This window comes from Natrinema soli, assembly GCF_028618695.1.
In genome coordinates, this window is record NZ_JAQIVI010000455.1 from 1 (window position 1) to 15,754 (window position 15,754).

General features: G+C 58.2%; 16 protein-coding genes and 2 pseudogenes. 6 read left to right on the plus strand and 12 right to left on the minus strand.

Annotation, left to right across the window (positions count from 1 at the left end; genetic code table 11):
* From PGX04_RS23840 to PGX04_RS23850, 3 genes are all read left to right on the plus strand, one after another.
* Positions 1-1,068, plus strand: a 1,068-nt coding sequence (locus tag PGX04_RS23840; protein ID WP_273740782.1) for an oligopeptide/dipeptide ABC transporter ATP-binding protein, incomplete at its 5' end; no start/stop codon positions are given.
* Complete coding sequence (locus PGX04_RS23845) at positions 1,068-2,615, plus strand: ABC transporter substrate-binding protein (protein WP_273740783.1); 1,548 nt, start codon at positions 1,068-1,070, stop codon at positions 2,613-2,615. The genes PGX04_RS23840 and PGX04_RS23845, both read left to right, overlap by 1 nt.
* The gene (locus tag PGX04_RS23850; RefSeq protein WP_273740784.1) at positions 2,612-3,292 is read left to right on the plus strand and encodes a class I SAM-dependent methyltransferase; all 681 of its coding nucleotides are present in this window, start codon (positions 2,612-2,614) and stop codon (positions 3,290-3,292) included. Before PGX04_RS23845 ends, PGX04_RS23850 begins: the two co-directional genes overlap by 4 nt.
* A gap of 64 nt (positions 3,293-3,356) precedes the next feature.
* Here the strand turns inward: PGX04_RS23850 and PGX04_RS23855 are convergent, their stop codons facing one another.
* The 5 genes and pseudogenes from PGX04_RS23855 to PGX04_RS23875 all read right to left on the minus strand — a co-directional run bounded on the left by PGX04_RS23855 (position 3,357) and on the right by PGX04_RS23875 (position 7,299).
* Positions 3,357-4,052, minus strand: a complete 696-nt coding sequence (locus PGX04_RS23855; protein WP_273740785.1) for a creatininase family protein — start codon at positions 4,050-4,052, stop codon at positions 3,357-3,359.
* Between the two features lie 157 nt (positions 4,053-4,209).
* Positions 4,210-4,431: a DUF7511 domain-containing protein gene (locus PGX04_RS23860; RefSeq protein ID WP_273740786.1), complete on the minus strand. Its 222-nt coding sequence runs from the start codon at positions 4,429-4,431 to the stop codon at positions 4,210-4,212.
* Positions 4,428-4,739: pseudogene (locus PGX04_RS23865) on the minus strand (metal ABC transporter solute-binding protein, Zn/Mn family); the annotation flags it as partial. The pseudogene PGX04_RS23865 and the gene PGX04_RS23860, both read right to left, overlap by 4 nt.
* 2 nt (positions 4,740-4,741) lie before the next feature.
* Positions 4,742-6,082, minus strand: coding sequence for a GTP-binding protein (locus PGX04_RS23870; protein ID WP_273740788.1), 1,341 nt, complete (start codon positions 6,080-6,082; stop codon positions 4,742-4,744).
* A complete protein-coding gene (locus tag PGX04_RS23875; protein ID WP_273740789.1) occupies positions 6,082-7,299 on the minus strand; it encodes a GTP-binding protein in 1,218 nt (405 codons plus the stop codon). The genes PGX04_RS23870 and PGX04_RS23875 overlap by 1 nt, the downstream gene beginning before the upstream one ends.
* Before the next feature lie 97 nt (positions 7,300-7,396).
* Between PGX04_RS23875 and PGX04_RS23880 the strand changes: the two genes are divergently transcribed.
* On the plus strand, positions 7,397-7,828 hold the full coding sequence (locus tag PGX04_RS23880) for a CopG family ribbon-helix-helix protein (protein ID WP_273740790.1): 432 nt from the start codon (positions 7,397-7,399) through the stop codon (positions 7,826-7,828).
* 232 nt (positions 7,829-8,060) lie between these two features.
* On the opposite strand, the gene PGX04_RS23885 is transcribed toward PGX04_RS23880, so the two are convergent.
* The 6 genes and pseudogenes from PGX04_RS23885 to PGX04_RS23910 all read right to left on the minus strand — a co-directional run bounded on the left by PGX04_RS23885 (position 8,061) and on the right by PGX04_RS23910 (position 12,301).
* Positions 8,061-8,471 carry a CopG family ribbon-helix-helix protein gene (locus PGX04_RS23885; protein WP_273740791.1) on the minus strand — a complete coding sequence of 137 codons (411 nt, stop codon included), beginning with the start codon at positions 8,469-8,471 and terminating at the stop codon, positions 8,061-8,063.
* A 98-nt stretch (positions 8,472-8,569) separates the two neighbouring features.
* On the minus strand, positions 8,570-9,358 hold the full coding sequence (locus PGX04_RS23890) for an ABC transporter ATP-binding protein (protein WP_273740792.1): 789 nt from the start codon (positions 9,356-9,358) through the stop codon (positions 8,570-8,572).
* Positions 9,349-10,191, minus strand: coding sequence for an ABC transporter permease (locus PGX04_RS23895; protein WP_273740793.1), 843 nt, complete (start codon positions 10,189-10,191; stop codon positions 9,349-9,351). Before PGX04_RS23895 ends, PGX04_RS23890 begins: the two co-directional genes overlap by 10 nt.
* Entirely contained in the window at positions 10,191-11,216 is a 1,026-nt protein-coding gene (locus PGX04_RS23900) for an ABC transporter substrate-binding protein (RefSeq protein ID WP_377043341.1), read from the minus strand. The genes PGX04_RS23895 and PGX04_RS23900 overlap by 1 nt, the downstream gene beginning before the upstream one ends.
* Before the next feature lie 132 nt (positions 11,217-11,348).
* Positions 11,349-11,654 (minus strand): annotated as a pseudogene (locus tag PGX04_RS23905) (CopG family ribbon-helix-helix protein); the annotation flags it as partial.
* Between the two features lie 11 nt (positions 11,655-11,665).
* Positions 11,666-12,301, minus strand: coding sequence for a helix-turn-helix domain-containing protein (locus tag PGX04_RS23910; protein ID WP_273740794.1), 636 nt, complete (start codon positions 12,299-12,301; stop codon positions 11,666-11,668).
* Between the two features lie 131 nt (positions 12,302-12,432).
* Here PGX04_RS23910 and PGX04_RS23915 point away from each other — a divergent pair, with 131 nt between their 5' ends.
* Together PGX04_RS23915 and PGX04_RS23920 are read left to right on the plus strand one after the other, a co-directional pair.
* Positions 12,433-13,206, plus strand: a complete 774-nt coding sequence (locus PGX04_RS23915; RefSeq protein WP_273740795.1) for an SDR family NAD(P)-dependent oxidoreductase — start codon at positions 12,433-12,435, stop codon at positions 13,204-13,206.
* An 885-nt stretch (positions 13,207-14,091) separates the two neighbouring features.
* Positions 14,092-14,652, plus strand: coding sequence for a TATA-box-binding protein (locus tag PGX04_RS23920; RefSeq protein WP_273740796.1), 561 nt, complete (start codon positions 14,092-14,094; stop codon positions 14,650-14,652).
* A gap of 431 nt (positions 14,653-15,083) precedes the next feature.
* Here the strand turns inward: PGX04_RS23920 and PGX04_RS23925 are convergent, their stop codons facing one another.
* Entirely contained in the window at positions 15,084-15,410 is a 327-nt protein-coding gene (locus PGX04_RS23925; RefSeq protein WP_273740797.1) for a TRAM domain-containing protein, read from the minus strand.
* Positions 15,411-15,754: the final 344 nt, after the last annotated feature.

Below are 15,754 nucleotides of genomic sequence, written 5' to 3' on the forward strand. Positions count from 1 at the left end.
TCCGACACGCTGTTCCGCCGCGTCTTCGGTGACGACGACCGCATTCCGGCCGTCAGGGGCGTCTCCCTCGAGCTCCGGTCCGGCGAGACCGTCGGGCTGGTCGGCGAGAGCGGCTGCGGAAAGTCGACGCTCGCGAAACTGCTCGCCGGCCTCGAGACGCCCGACAAAGGCACTATTCGCCTCCGCGGTCGGTCGGTCGACGGTGTCGGCGATCGGACGAACGACCAGCTGTCCGAGATCGGCGTCGTGTTCCAGCATCCGGGCGCGAGTCTCAACCCCAAGCGGACGGTCGGGGAGGCGATCGACGAACCGCTGGTCGAAGCCGGTTGGTCGCGCTCGCGCCGAGAAAAACGGATCACGACGCTGTGCTCGCTGGTCGGCCTCCCTCCCGAAATCACCGACCGCTACCCCGGCCAGCTTTCCGGCGGCCAGTGTCAGCGGATCGCCATCGCCCGCGCGCTCGCGCTCGAGCCGTCCGTGCTCGTGCTGGACGAACCGACGTCCGCGCTCGACGCGTCCACCCAAGCGACGGTTCTGAACCTGCTGGCCGACCTGCAGGCCGACCTCGGTCTGACGTACCTGTTCGTCTCGCACGACCTCGAGGTCGTGCGCCACGTCGCTGACCGTGTCGCGGTGATGTACTGCGGGCGACTCGTCGAAGTGGGGCCGGCCCGCGCGACGCTCTCGCGGCCGACGCATCCGTACACGCAGACGTTGTTGGATGCGATTCCGGGGGTCGAGCGGAGCGAGGGATTCGCGGACCGAACGGACGCGCTCGCGGGCGATCCGCCGAGTCCCGCATCCCCACCCTCGGGCTGTTCGTTCCATCCTCGCTGTCAGGTCGCCGAGGACGACTGCTCGCAGGTCGAGCCGACCCTCGAGGCCGTTGACGGCGGTGGCGATGTCCGGTCGCGCTGTCCGTACGCGGGCGAGTGGCGTGACGACCGAAACCCGACCCCGAACGGATCGTGCGACGCGCGCCTCGAGGCCGACTCGAGAGTGTCCGATGCCGTTTCCGACACCAGTGAATCAGCGACTGACTCGAACGAAACACTCGAAACCGAATAATGAAGGAGACGAAACTCACGATGGACCGACGTACCGCACTGCAAACGACGATCGGCGCCGCGACGCTCGCCGTCGCGGGCTGTCTCTCGAACGATCCCGACGACGCCGACTTTCGCATCGGGGGCCCGTGGAAACCGAGCCGCGATCCGCTCGACGGCGGGAGTCAGATTCGCCGTCTCGGCATCACCGAGGCGCTGTTCGGCGTCGACTACGACGCGAACCCGACGCCGGAGCTCGCGACCGAGTGGGAGCGTCTCGACGAGCACCACTGGGAGTTCGAGCTTCGAGAGGACGTAACGTTCCACGACGGCGAGCCCCTGAACGCGGCGGCCGCCGTCGAATCGCTCCAACGGACCGCAGATGCCACCGCGTTCGCGGACGTCCCGATCGACACGATCGAGGCCGTCAACGAGGCGACCGTCGCCGTCGAGACCGAGACACCGTTCACACCGTTGCCGGCTCACCTCTCGCGGAACGAGGCAGTGCTGCTCAGCCTTGAGGCGATCGATGAGGACGGCTCGAGCATCGAACCGGTGAGTACCGGTCCGTTCGTCTTCGATAGGTTCCAGCCCGGCTCCGAACTGCGAGCCGTCCGCAACGACGACTACTACGGGGAGCGACCCGAGATGGAAACTGTCCGCTACGAGGTCGTCGACGACGACCAGACGCGGCGGATGAAACTCGAGAACGGCGAACTCGAGATGGCCCGCATCCTGCCCCACGAGATGGTCAGCGCGCTCGAGGTGACCGACGGGATCGACGTCTACACGCCCGAGATTCCGCGGATTAGATTCCTCACGTTCGACACCCAGTCGAAGCCGTTCGACGACGACCCCATTCGGCGGGCAGTCGATCACGCGGTCGACCGAGCGGCAATCACCGAGGGGATTCTCAACGGCATCAACGATCCCGCCGTGGGGCCGTTCTCGCCGGAACTGACAGAGTGGGCGAACCCGGACCTCGAGACGGACCTGTACGATCCGGATCGCGCTCGGTCGCTGCTCTCCGAGGCCGGCTGGACGACCGACGGGGACGGCGACGACATCCGAACCCGCGACGGCGAGGTCCTCTCCGTCGAGGTACTCACTTTCGACGGCCGGAGTCTACCGTTGATCGCCGAGGTGCTACAGGACCAACTCGAAGCGGTCGGGATTGACCTCGAGGTGACGGTCGTGGAGTACTCCGCGATGGTCGATCGGGTCAGTCAAGACTCCTTCGACGTCTACCTCACGTCGTGGGGGACGCTGTGGTATCCCGATCCCGACCGGCTAACGGAGATGTTTCACTCGGAGGCCGCGTCGCTCCACCACGGCTACGAGAACGACCGTGTCGATACCTTGCTCGAGGAGGCGCGCGAACTCAGTGACCGCGAAGCGCGACAGGAACGCTACCACGAAGTCCAGTCGATCGTTCTCGAGGACGCGCCGATCACGGTTTTGACGAACGGCTCGAGCGTCATCGCGACCGCGAGCGAGGTCAACGGTTACGAACCCCACCCAACGGAATCGCGGTACGGACTCGAGTCGATTACGCTCGAGGAATCATGACGCGATCCGAGCAAACGGAGGACACCGTCAAAGCGGCCGTCCGAGAATACTGGAGCGACCGTGCCAACTCGTTCGACGACGACAGTCAGCACGGCATTCACAGCGACGCACAACGCAAAGCGTGGCTGTCGGTGCTGCGTCCGTGGACGGGTGAACCGACGAAGCGGGTCCTCGATGTTGGCTGTGGCACCGGCGTCATCTCGCTGCTGTTAGCGGAGCTCGGCCACGACGTCACAGGCGTCGATTTTGCGCCGGAGATGCTCGAACAGGCGCGAACAAAGGCCGAACAGCCGGCACTATCCGCCACGTTCCAACACGGAGACGCGGAGAATCTAGCCCAGCCCGATGACGCGTACGACCTGGTGACGGCACGTCACCTCATCTGGACGCTCCCCGCACCAGAGCGCGCGATCGATGAGTGGCGACGCGTCGTCCGCCCCGGCGGGCGGATCGTCTTGATCGAAGGGCATTGGGATTTCGACGAGACATTCGAAGGCTACGAGGAGATCCACGACGACCTGCCGCTGTACGACGGTCGGCCGCCCGCGGAGCTGGCGGCGTTCCTCGGAAAGCAGGGCCTCGAGAACGTCGAGTACGAACACCTAGTGGACTCTGAGCTCTGGGGACAGGAGCCGAATTACGAGAAGTATATTATGGTCGGCGACGCGCCCGAGTGACAGTCCTTTCATCAGGACGCGACGGCCGGCATCACGGACGAATACTCCCCGCCTCTGCGTTCCATTAGGCGCTCTCGACCCGCTTGAGGAACGAGACGAGCGCATCGACGGCCGTTTCGAACATTGCTCTCCCCTGCTCGGCCGAGGCCTCGGTCGCGCCACCGACCGCGCCGTTCTCGCTAAACTCGTCGGTGAACTGGTGGATGACGCCGCCGTCGACCGTGTCGCTCCATGCGGAGGCGTCACCGGCAACTGGCTCACCGACGTCATCTGGACAGAGGTGAAGTAGCACGGATGTCTCGAGTCCGCCCGCGTGACCCACGTGTTCGTCGACGGCGCGCATCCACTCCCAGAGGTACGCCTCGAGCTCGATAGCCCTTGTTTCGGTCACCTCGCGAGCGAGGTGCGAGAGGGTCTCGCCGTTGCCGCCGTGGCCGTTGACGAAGACGACCGTCTCGACGCTCGAGTCCGCAAGCGACGTCACGACATCGCGAGCGTAGCGACGGAGCGTCTCCGTCGACACCGACAGCGTCCCGGGGAAGCGACCATGATAGGGAGCAACTCCGACCGGCAGAGCCGGGAGTACAACTGACTCGCCGTCCCACTCCCGGTCGGCCTCGCCGGCCATCGCTCGCGCGATAATCGTGTCGGGCCCGACGGGCGCGTGCGGACCGTGCTGTTCTGTGCTCCCGACGGGAACGAGCGCCGTCGTCGGTGCCGCCGCCTCGATATCGGTCCAAGAACTCGTCTCGAGTTGCATGAACGACACCATCGACGGGACCGAGTAAGTGACTTCGATTTCATCCCGATGAGAGCTGTTTCGACCTCGAGAACCGGGAGATCGCCGTAGCCGAACGTGACGTCGTCGACGCTGATGATGGGGCCTGCGGACCGGTCCGTCTCCGTAGTTGCTGTCGTCATCGGCAGTCGTCGAGGTCGACGAACGAGTCACCGTACGCCGTTATCCATGTCGTCGATCGATACGGAACAGCCACGTCCGGCGGATAGATCGTACAGATAGGCCTATGACATGGACCGGCGACCAGTGCCATCAGTCCAGAGCGCGGACGATCGGACGGCCCGGGTTCGGTGTTCCCGTACCACTCCGGTTCGGGGTCGTCAGATGTGGAATCGGTCATTCTGCGTGGAGGGCCGTCGCGAGCGTTTCGAGGTTGATATTCTCCATTATATCGACGTAGACCCAGTCCTTATCGGCCCACTTCTGGGTCTGTTCGGGAATCGGCGTCAGCGGCAGGATTTCGGTGGCGTCGGTCTCCTCGACGAGCTGATTCGCCGCCGTTTGGGATTCAAGCGGGCCCGCACAGACGTACTGGAGATCGTACTCGGCGATGATCTCCTGAGCGCGCTCTCTGTCCTTCAGTGTTGGCTCGTCGTCGGGAGAGAGTCCCGTCAACGTTTCGACCTCGAAGCCGTAGCGCTGGCCAATGTTCACTGTTGCTCACCGACGACGAAGCGCTGTTCCATTGGAGGCTGGGACCACTCCATCGTCCCTGGGAACGGATTCTCGAACGCGTCCCAGTCGTCGTTCATCTCCGTCTCCGACAGGAGACAGTCGTCGAGCGTGTCGACGATGGCGGACTCGTCCATCCCAGCGCCGATGAAGACGAGTTTCACTTCGCGATCACCCCACTGCTCGTCCCAGTGGAGGTCCGATCGAGAGTCACGGTAGGATTCCCGCTGGAAGTTGGGAAGCGTGACTACCCACCGGCCGTTGACCCCGACGTGGGTCTGTGTGCCTGCTTGGCTCAGGTTAAGGGCGTAGCGCTCACGTCCAGCGACCCATATATGGCCCTTCGATCGGACGACAGATTCAGGGAACGAGCGAAGCCATTCGTGGAACCGCTCGGGATAGAACGGTCGGTGGCGCTCGTAGACGAACGAATCGACACCGAACTCCTCTGGTGGGTGGAGGTGATCGTGATCTTGGTCGTCGCTAGAGCCATGTTCGTTACCGTGGTCGTCGCCATGCTCGTGTTCGTGGCCGTTGTGATCTGTCTCTGCCTCGGTGTTGTCATACTCGTGCAGGTCAGCGTCTGTGCCGTTCTCGTGGTCAGAGGAGATAACCCGTTTCCATCGGGCGGCGTTACTCGCCTCATCTTTGTCGAACTGCCCCGTGCCCAAAACCCGCTCTGGATCGACGACGCTCTCGGTCGTCCGGACGATATCTACTCCAGGGTGGAGTGTTTGAATGACGTGTTCTACCTCCTCACGCTCCTCGTCAGAGACGAGATCACACTTGTTGAGGATGAGGATGTCGCAGAACTCGACCTGCTCGGCGAGCAAATCCGAGAGCGGTCGAGCGTCGTCATCGGTCGATTTGAGTGGGTCCTTGAGAACGAACGCCTGATAGAACTGGTGTGCGTCAACCACGGTGACGGTCGTGTCGAGCTCGTACAGTGCGGAGGCACGTGCAGGCGAGACAAATCGCTGTGCGATCGGGACCGGATCGCTGATACCTGAGGCTTCGATGACCAAGTAATCAAACTCCTCATCGAAAGCGAGACGACGGAGCTCTTGGTCCAGTTCGTTCTGCAGCCCACAGCAGATACACCCGTTCGACAGTTCCGTGACACCGCCATCGTTCATCGAGATGTCGGAGCCGCTCTCGATGAGGTCGGCGTCGACGTTCACTTCACCGACGTCGTTGACGAGGACAGCGATATCGTGCTGCTCGCCGCCAACGGTGAGGAGGTGATTGAGCAGGGTCGTCTTTCCGGCCCCGAGCCCACCGCTTAGGATCGTGACTGGGGGTTGATCGTCGACGCCCATCAGTTATCGGCTAGCGCCAGTTCGCGCTGGTCGTCGGGACTGAACGGATCTGGGTACTCACTCCAGTCTTCGTCCATCTCCGCGTCCGAGAGGAGACAGTCGTTCAGCCGTTCGACAAGCGACTCCTGATCAAACTCGCGACCGATGAACACGAGTTGGACTCCGCGGTCACCCCACTGCTCGTCCCAGTCTTCCTTGATTCCGGGACGAATAGCGAAGTACTGCTCCTGTTCGGTCTTCGGGAGCGTGGCGATCCATGTCCCCTTCGGGCCAGCACGGACGGACTGGCCTGCTTTGTCGAGCCCCATCGCGATGTCTTCGCGACCCGCCGACCAAAAAAAGCCCTTCGCGCGGACGATCCCGTCCGGGAGGTCAGCAAAGAGACGAGCGATTCGCTCGGGATGGAACGGTCGGTCGGCGTCGAAGACAAAGGATGTGACACCATGCTCCTCGGCGGCAGCCTCGTGGTGATGTCCCTCCTGCAGTTCTCGCTTCCACCCGGCGGACTGACTAGCCCGTTCGAAGTCGAACCGTCCCGTATTCAGAATCACCTTGGGATCGACAGCACCGTGTTCTGTTCGGATGATCTCTGCCCGGGGCTGGAGGGCTTTCAGTACTGCCTCCATCTCCTCCAACTCTTCTTCGGGCACGAGGTCACACTTGTTCAACAGGAGGATGTCACAGAACTCGATCTGGTCCATGAGCGCCTCTTCCGGGACGCGATTGTCCTGGGGGTTGATTGAGTCGTCGGTGAGTGCCTGACCAGAGTCGAACCCCTGCCAGAAGCTGTGTGCGTCGACAACGCTAACCATCGTGTCGAGTTCGTAGACTCCCGTCGGATCGAACTCCGCGTCCTCGAATCCGCGAGCGAACGTCTGGGCGACCGGGATCGGTTCACTGATTCCGGACGACTCGACGAGGAGGTATTCGAAATCTCGCTCTTCGGCTAATCGTCCTACCTCATCCAGCATGTCCCCACGGAGCCGACAGCAGATACAACCGTTCGACAGTTCGATTATCTCCTCGTCGTTTTGTGTGAGTTCCGACTCGCGCTCGACGAAATCCGCGTCGACGTTCACCTCCCCCATGTCGTTGACGAGGACAGCAGCGTTCAGTTCTCGCTCGCTGTTGAGGACGTGGTTGAGGGTCGTCGTCTTTCCGGCACCGAGGCTTCCACTGAGGATTGTCACTGGAATCAGGTCGTTGTTGAACGGCATACGCTGATTATGAATTTGCACCATTAAAATACTAATTATTGTGATCTGGTGAAGAGCTTATAGCAAAATATGATAACTTAGAAGATTGTGTTAGAATATGAGCGTCGGTAGCATCTCGATGCCCGAAGTGTTACTCGAACATATCGATGAGTTCGTAGACGAACACGGTTACAGCGGCTGGAGCGAGGTCATACGTGGAAGCACACGGACGCTGTTCGAAGAGTTTCAGGCGCGAAATGTCGACGGCCAGCAACACATATACACGGTAACTGTGGTCTTCGAATATTGCCAGCCTACAATTCAACGGCGTCTCACAGGAGTACAGCACGAATACGATGCCATCGTTTCCGCGGTCACCCATTCATACGTCGGAAACCAGTACTGTATGGAATTGTTCGTCTTAGAGGAAATTACGGAGGCAATATCTGGATTCGTCAACACCATTCGGGCAGTGCCAGATATTCTGGCGGTAGACTACCCAATCACGTCACTTAGCGAAGGGTTCCGTGACCACCCCATCCAGACGTGAGTATAATTTAGTGCTCAGTGAGGAGCAACAGTTTGACCCGACTCACCGCATCGAATCGCGCAAGCGATACGTGAGCTCTCATATACGTGCTGAAACTTAGGATGGCGCTGTTGTGAGGTGTTTTGGAAGAAGTCCTGTGACGTACGGAGTTTCTTCCGGTGAATATTCACTGCCAGCACTGTTGTCAGTACCGTCAGCGCAACGGCCCCTGCGGTTGCGATTTCGTGCGGGGTTACTGCTCACTGATCTTTGCGTTCATTACATCAACGGGTACAACCGTATATTCGACTAAGACTGACTCGTCTGCTCCTCGGACCGTCCCAATAAATCGCAGGACGTTGTCGTACGCGGCTTCGATGACGAACGTCTCGACACAGCCCGCGTTGCCGTCGAGGCAGTTATGTGAGTTCGACCGAATCGAGGTTTCGAACTTGTGGCGAATATCCATCATCCGGCGTTCGATCTCCGGTTCGTCGTATCCGAAGACGGCAGTAACCGTCGCCAATACCCGCCGATCCTCGTAGTCTGTCTCTTGGTACTCTTCGAGCAATGACTGGCACGCTTCGCGAATAACCTCACTCCGTCCGCTGTAGCCGTGCTCTTCCGCAAACGTATCGAGATCGTCCCGAAGTCGCTCTGTCATCGAGGAGCTCACGATGAGCATATATTAAAAATCATCTCAAGGATAATAGAGATACCGTTCTCTATACGTATTGTTAATAATTTCTCCGCAATAGAGTGTCAGTGACTAGTGTCAACCGGATTCCCGAGTTCATTCCTGATTCGCGCGACGTAGTCCACGAAGTCGTGAGCCGTCCGGTTACGTGGGTGCTCTAGGTCGATGGAGACGGTCGACTGCACAGTCCCTGGGTTAGCGTCCATGACGACCACGCGATCAGCTAGCATCACCGCCTCGTCGATGTCGTGCGTGACGAACACGATGGTCTGTCCGGTCTGCGTCCAGATGTCGAGCAATTCGGAGTGTAAGCGGTCGCGCGTCCAAGCGTCGACACTGCCGAACGGTTCGTCCATCAACAGGATCTCCGGATCGACAGCGAGGGCGCGAGCAATGCCGACGCGTTGTTTCATCCCGCCGGACAGTTCCTTCGGATATGCGTCTCCGAATCCGTCGAGCCCCACCAGGCCGATCAACTCCCGGACCCGTGCCTCGCAGTCGGGGCAATCACACGCAGGCCGGTCGAGGCCAAACCGGACATTTCCACGGACAGTTCGCCAGGGGAACAGTGCGTATTCCTGAAAGACCATCCCCCTGTTCAGCCCAGGACCGGTAACCGGGTCTCCACCGACCAGTATCGACCCATCATCCGGATCGTCGAGCCCGGCGATTGCCCGCAACAGCGTAGTCTTCCCACAACCGGACGGACCGACGACACAGCAGAATTCACCTTCCGCAACCGAGAACGAGACGTCTGCGAGCGCTTGCGTCGACTCGTACGATCTGCTGACGTTCTGGACAGTGATCTTCTCGCTGGACTCTCGGCTGGTGGACGAGTCCGTACTCAGCGCCATGCGAGCACCCTCCGTTCGACGAGTCGGAACCCGACGTCCATACAGAGGAACGCCAGGCTGATCAGGAACATGTACGCGACGCTGGTCGCCATCGCGAGGTTGTTCGAGGCGTTAATGATCTCGTAGCCGACGCCAGGTGCGCCGAACAGTTCGGCCCCGACAACGATCATCCAGCACCGACCGATGCTGGTCCGGAACCCCGTCAACACCTGGGGAGCGGCGCTCGGGAGTGCGACGAGTTTCAGCATCGAGAGGTCACGTTCCACGCCGAGCGTCGACGCGGCATCGGTTAGCTCGCTCGAGACATCTTCGACGCCACCATACGCGCCGTAGAAGTTGATCCAGAATGCACCGACGAAGACGATGAACGCCGCGCCGGTGTGGTGGATGCCGAACCAGACGATCGCGAAGACAACCCACGCCAGCGGTGGAATCGGCCGCAGCACTCGGACGAGTGGCCGTAACCAGTCGTCGAGCATCCCGTTCCAGCCCATTGCCAACCCGAGCGAGATCCCACAGCTAGCACCGAGGAGGAGGCCAGGAACGTAATGGAACAACGTCTCTGCGAGGTGCGCGAGACCCGTTGGAAGTACTAGCTCCGCCCCGAAGAGAGGGACTACAACCGCAGTTGAAGTTACGAACAGGTCGACGAACGCGCGCACCGAATCGACCGGCCCCGGAACCAAATACGACGGCTGGGTCGTCATTGAGCCGACCCACCAGACGAGGAGGAACACCAGCAGACCGCCCAGCCCGCGCAGATACCTCCGTACGCCTCCCTCGAATCGGGCCGCGACCACCGTGTTGGAACTGGTGTCGGTTTGGCAGCTCATTACTGGATAGTGTCGTAGGGGTCGAACGCGAACAGGTTCTCAGCCGCGATCGGTTCCTCGATGTTGCCGACGTTCGCGACGAACTCACCCATCGTCGCGGCCTGGTCGGTGATCGCGTGGGGATCCGAGAGGAAATCAGACGCCTGTGAGTCCATGGCAGCCTTAGCGAGATCCTCGCTCACTCCGGACCCGATCACCGACGCAGCGTCGGCAGCGGCTGCATCCGGTGAGTCTGCCGTGAACTCGGTTGCCGCTATATGCTGTTCGACCAGCGATTGCGAGACATCGCTGTCATCGATCACTTGCTGGTTTGCGAATAGCACCGTGACCGGGTGGTTTTCTAGTATCTTCCCGGACCAGGCGAGTTCGGTGAAGCCGTCATTCTGGCCGATGATCGTCGCGAACGGCTCTTGGATGATCGTCGCATCGATGTCGCCCGATTGGATCGTCTGGACCGCCTTTGCCGGGGGGACTTTCGACTTGTTGATGACGGCGTCCATCTCACCGATGTCGAGGTCCTCTTGAATCCAGTACCGAAGCACGATATCGGGAACGCTCCCGTCCGGAGGGGCACCGAATCGTATCTTGCGGCCATGCTCTTGCTCGAAGTGCTCGAATGCGTCTGGCCCTTCCTGTTCGTACAGATCGACGAGTTCGGTTGTCGCCATGATCTTGAAGCCATTTCTCGAGTTTGCCGCGAGAATACCGGCGTCGGTGCCCTTGTCGACGAGTACCATTGCCGGAGTAATTCCAAAGAGCGCAACGTCAACGTCGCCGCTGGCGAACGCCTTGACGACGTTTGGTCCAGAGCTGAATCGCTCGATAGTGACATCTGCTGGGATCTCGTCGTAGTGGCTCTCTTGTTCCATCACGTAGTGTTGCATGTTTGGATATATCGGGACGTACGCGACAGTCACGGAGTCGAGTAACCCACCTCCTTGCCCGATACAGCCAGCGATTCCCGTCGTAGCCACCGTGGTTGTGCCTGCCTTCTGGAGCAGTCTTCGGCGCGAGGTTTGAACCATCAGTGTTACTAATAATGCTACTGATTATAATAACATCTACGATTTAATAGCGAAGAGTTAATACTAGACGTGGGAGATAGGTGTATATCTTACTAGGCTCAGATTGGATTCACCGAAAAAGCCAGGGCTGAATCAGTTCAGAGCGGCGAGCGGGGCGAGGTCATCCACCAGCAACACAGAGTAGTCGATTGTGAGCGTATCCTTCGTCGCCTGAATCTTCCCAACAAATGTTGAGATCTCTTCAAGCGACCCCGCTAACACGAACAGTTCCATACAGTGATGATCCCCAACATGGCTGTGGAAGTTCGAGGCGACGATGTCCTCGTGCTCATGACGAAGGTGCATCATTTTTTCCTCGACGCTTGTTGTCTCATAATCGAAAACTACTATGACAACTCCCATCAGGTCACGGTCTTCGAGTTTTTGGTCTTCAACTTCAACGTCACGCGCTATGCGGACGCTCTGGTGACGAACTCGGTAACGATTCGTTTTTCGGCCCGCTGAAGCAGTTTACTCATCGACGATTTGTTGATGTCGAACGTTTCTGCTAACTCGGTGAGCGTGCAGCGTCGAGTTGCCTCGTAGTACCCACGTTCGACTGCTTCAGTAACCACCTGCCATTGGCGCTCCGTAAGCACCTCGCTTGGGTTATATGAGTGGGTTAGTGAGACGATTTCATACGGAATGTCAACGTCCGTTATTTCATCCAAATATCCCGACAATTGGTCCTGTGGAGCCGTTAATTGGGCCGAATACCACCCGTTTTGAAGGCTAACGGGATACTGTGGAACAGTCCCCGACGATATGAGTGCCTCGTATGACTCCGTCATCCGACTCGTGAACTGGAATACCACCATCTGATCATCCGTATGGAGTAGTTCGCACGACTCTACTTCGGATCTCTCTTCGACAGTTTCCATTATTCTCCTCCCATCTTGTGTCCGTACTTCGACAATCCCGAGCAAACCGTTGTTTATGGGAATCGTCGCTGACACGTTAAACATCGCCTCTGGAAACTCTGTTGAGAGAATAGCCAGCCAATCTGTAACCTCCGCTGCGTTGATCTTCAGCCGTAGATGGGCCATCTCGCTGAGCTTAGATTGCGTAGTACTTAAATATGGAAACCGATTTCCAGCTGAGACTACGATGATTGCACGGCAAATACGTATGCGATGAAACCACACAAACTCGTGACAACACCGACTGAGAAGCAACAATGAGCCTTGAAACCACTGTTGGCGGTACGACTGTACTTATAACGGGGGCATCAAGTGGAATCGGAGAAGTCGTCGCTAAACGATTTGCCGCTAATGGAGCAAACATTGTGATCTGCTCTCGTAACCAGGAAAATGTCGATCCCGTTGCCGAACAGATACGAGACTCAGGGAGCAATACGCTCGCTGTTGAATGCGACGTGACCGATCGTGAGGCCGTTGAACGACTTATCACTGCCACAGTCGAAGAATTCGGCACCATAGATACACTCATCAACAACGCCGGTACGAGGTTCATGTCCGACTTCAATGACATTTCGGAGGAGGAGTGGAAGACTGTCATTGATGTCAATCTCCATGGGACATATCACTGTACGCAGGCTGCTGGCAAGCATCTAAAGGAGGCCAGTGGAACTGTGATTAACTTCGGTCTTTCCAGCGCTGCAAACCAGCGCGGGACGCCATCTCTAAGCCATTATAGCGCCGCGAAGGCTGCCGTAATCAATCTCACAACTACATTAGCATACGAATGGGCAGTCGATAATGTCAGAGTCAACTGTATCGCGCCAGGTTTCGTTGCGACTCCAGCTGTTGAAACCGGATTAGGAATCTCTGCGGCGGAGATCAACCGTACTGAAATTAAGCGGTCCATCGCACTTCCTGAAGAGATCGCCAATGTCGCGTTATTTCTCGCAGGACCTGATTCATCTCATATCGTCGGCGAGACCATTACTGTCGATGGCATTCCTCGAATTGAGGAGACGCCTGAACTCTGATTACTAACCGCGACTGGTAAAAATCAACTTATAGATCCTCCGCCAGAACATCAGCATTCTATCAAATATTCAATACAGAATGGGTTCTCGTGCTGCTAGATTGACCGGTTCGTCGGTGACCTTGAACTCCACAAGCAACTCCGTGAAGGGGTGGATTTCTGTTCTGCACTCCCATTTTATCTAAAGGCCGGTGTCGACGTCGAAATGGACTACGCGACGATTCTCATAGTTGGTGAATGTGTCAAGATCGTTTGCTCAGTACTGCTTCCGCCGGATTGGCGCTCTACACCAACTCGGGTCGCCCGTCGTAAGTGACGCACTCCGCGAGACGACGAATTTTGAGATATTTTGGCGTGTTTGATGAGAATTGACCGAGAGGAAAGTTGGATTCACAATAATTCGTCCGATCAAACAACAGTCAATCCAGATAATTCACGAAAATGGTCCAGCCTCCGAAATTGTGGTTCTATGATGTGGCGCAACGCGTATAGTAGGACGTATTCGAGGCAGCAGTTTCGCCCGTGATTCCAGTTGGTCGAATCGCTCCACGATAGCCACTGAAACGGTTTACACACTGATCGCATAGTCCGCGGTTCTCGCTCACTCTGTTCGCTCACGGCTCGCTCCGCTCACCGTTCGCATTCCCGCGGTTCTCGCTCACTGCGTTCGCTCTGAACCGCGCCTCGCTCCGAACCGCGCATCGCTCCGAACCACGCTCCCATCGTGCGATCAGGTGTGCAGTGACCTTCAGTGGCTACTATAGAACCAGTGAAGCGCTCGGTTCTGGCAGAGGTAGTCGCAAATCGCACCGCTCACTTTTTCTCTTATTCTGACAGAGCCAGTACGCAGGTTTATAAGCTTTAAATACATCTTTTTGAACGTCTTATGGCTGACCCGAAGGAATCCATCAACATCGAAAACGTGGTGGCGTCGACCGGCATCGGGCAGGAACTCGATCTCCAGAGCGTCGCAATGGACCTCGAGGGGGCCGACTACGACCCCGAACAGTTCCCCGGTCTCGTCTACCGCACCCAGAATCCCAAGTCCGCCGCACTGATCTTCCGTTCGGGGAAGATCGTCTGTACTGGCGCGAAAAGCACCGAAGCCGTCCACGAGAGTCTAAATATCGTCTTCGACGAACTTCGTGAACTCAATATCCAGGTCGAAGCGGATCCTGAGATCATCGTCCAAAACATCGTCAGCAGCGCTGATCTCGGCCGCAACCTCAACCTGAACGCGATCGCAATCGGTCTCGGCCTCGAGAATATCGAATACGAACCAGAGCAGTTCCCCGGACTCGTGTATCGCCTCGATGAGCCGAAAGTCGTTGCTCTCCTCTTCGGCTCCGGGAAACTTGTTATCACCGGCGGGAAGAAGGTGGAAGACGCCAATCAGGCCGTCGATGTGATCGTTACCCGCCTCGAGGATCTCGGCCTGCTCGAGTAACGCCTCTTCTTCCGTCGCTGAACCGTTTTGCTTGTACTTACCCTCTTCAAGGCGTATAGTAACAACTGAGACGATTCATGCTCTGATCGTATCGCAGACATGCGATCAGGTTTGCAAATCGTTTCAGTGACTGCTATAGATCCGTTGTGGTAAGTACAGCCCAAGGAGTTACCGCTGCGGTTAGATTGCACTCGCAGCACCCGCGAACGAGCGAAGCGAGTGAGCGGCCTTTTTAGCGCGATTTTTGCGCCAAGTGGGTCCGAATAGCGCGGGACGACGGTTCCCGGACCGTTCGCGTGGCGTCGCCGCGCGAAGACGCAGCGAAGAATCTTGGGGCGGAAAAGATACGTATACACGTGTACTAATAGTGCGATTCGGTGTGGTACTCCTGTGGTTATGGCAACTCATCGACCGGAGGAATACCGGACGAGCTACGATCCCGTTTCGATGAGTTCCGCTTCTCCGTGCGTCTCGTCGACGGTGGTAACTCGAACCGTGGCCTCGATCGCTGCAATGTCTTCCTCGAGAAAGAGGACGAATCCACTCTCGGTTTTGCAAACGAGCGTTCCGTCAGGTTTCTCATCGACGATATCGACAGTGACCTCCTCCCCGGGCTCAGGTTTCCCGCCGAGGGGCTCCCCGCACCGCCAACAGTCCGTTTCGTATTCTGCAGACCCTTCTGGGGCATTGTTTGCCCCACATCGAGGCGTATCACACTTGATGAATGAGTCGTGTTTCCCTGGATGATAGCGTCCCACGTCGCAACGGATGCCGGTAGTCCCTAAAAATATGCCGCTGATCGCCTGGTTACACTGTAACCGATGCACACGAGGCGATTCAATCTATTGCGTCGTGGACCGCCCCGAGGTCAAACCCTGAGGCACTGATCTGCTGCGCCTGTAGCAGGGACGTGTCTCGTCTGATTCAGGGACTGGTTTCCGGTTGAAGCCTACGACGGCGGGGGAGGAGAGTATCCATCTCTTGGAGACCGAACAGCGACCAGTTGTCGTCGAGATCCTCACCAAGCCCATCAACGCATCCGTTCTAGTTTAGCGACTGGCTGAAACGGAGATCACGCCGAAATTGCGTCGAGTCTGACCGC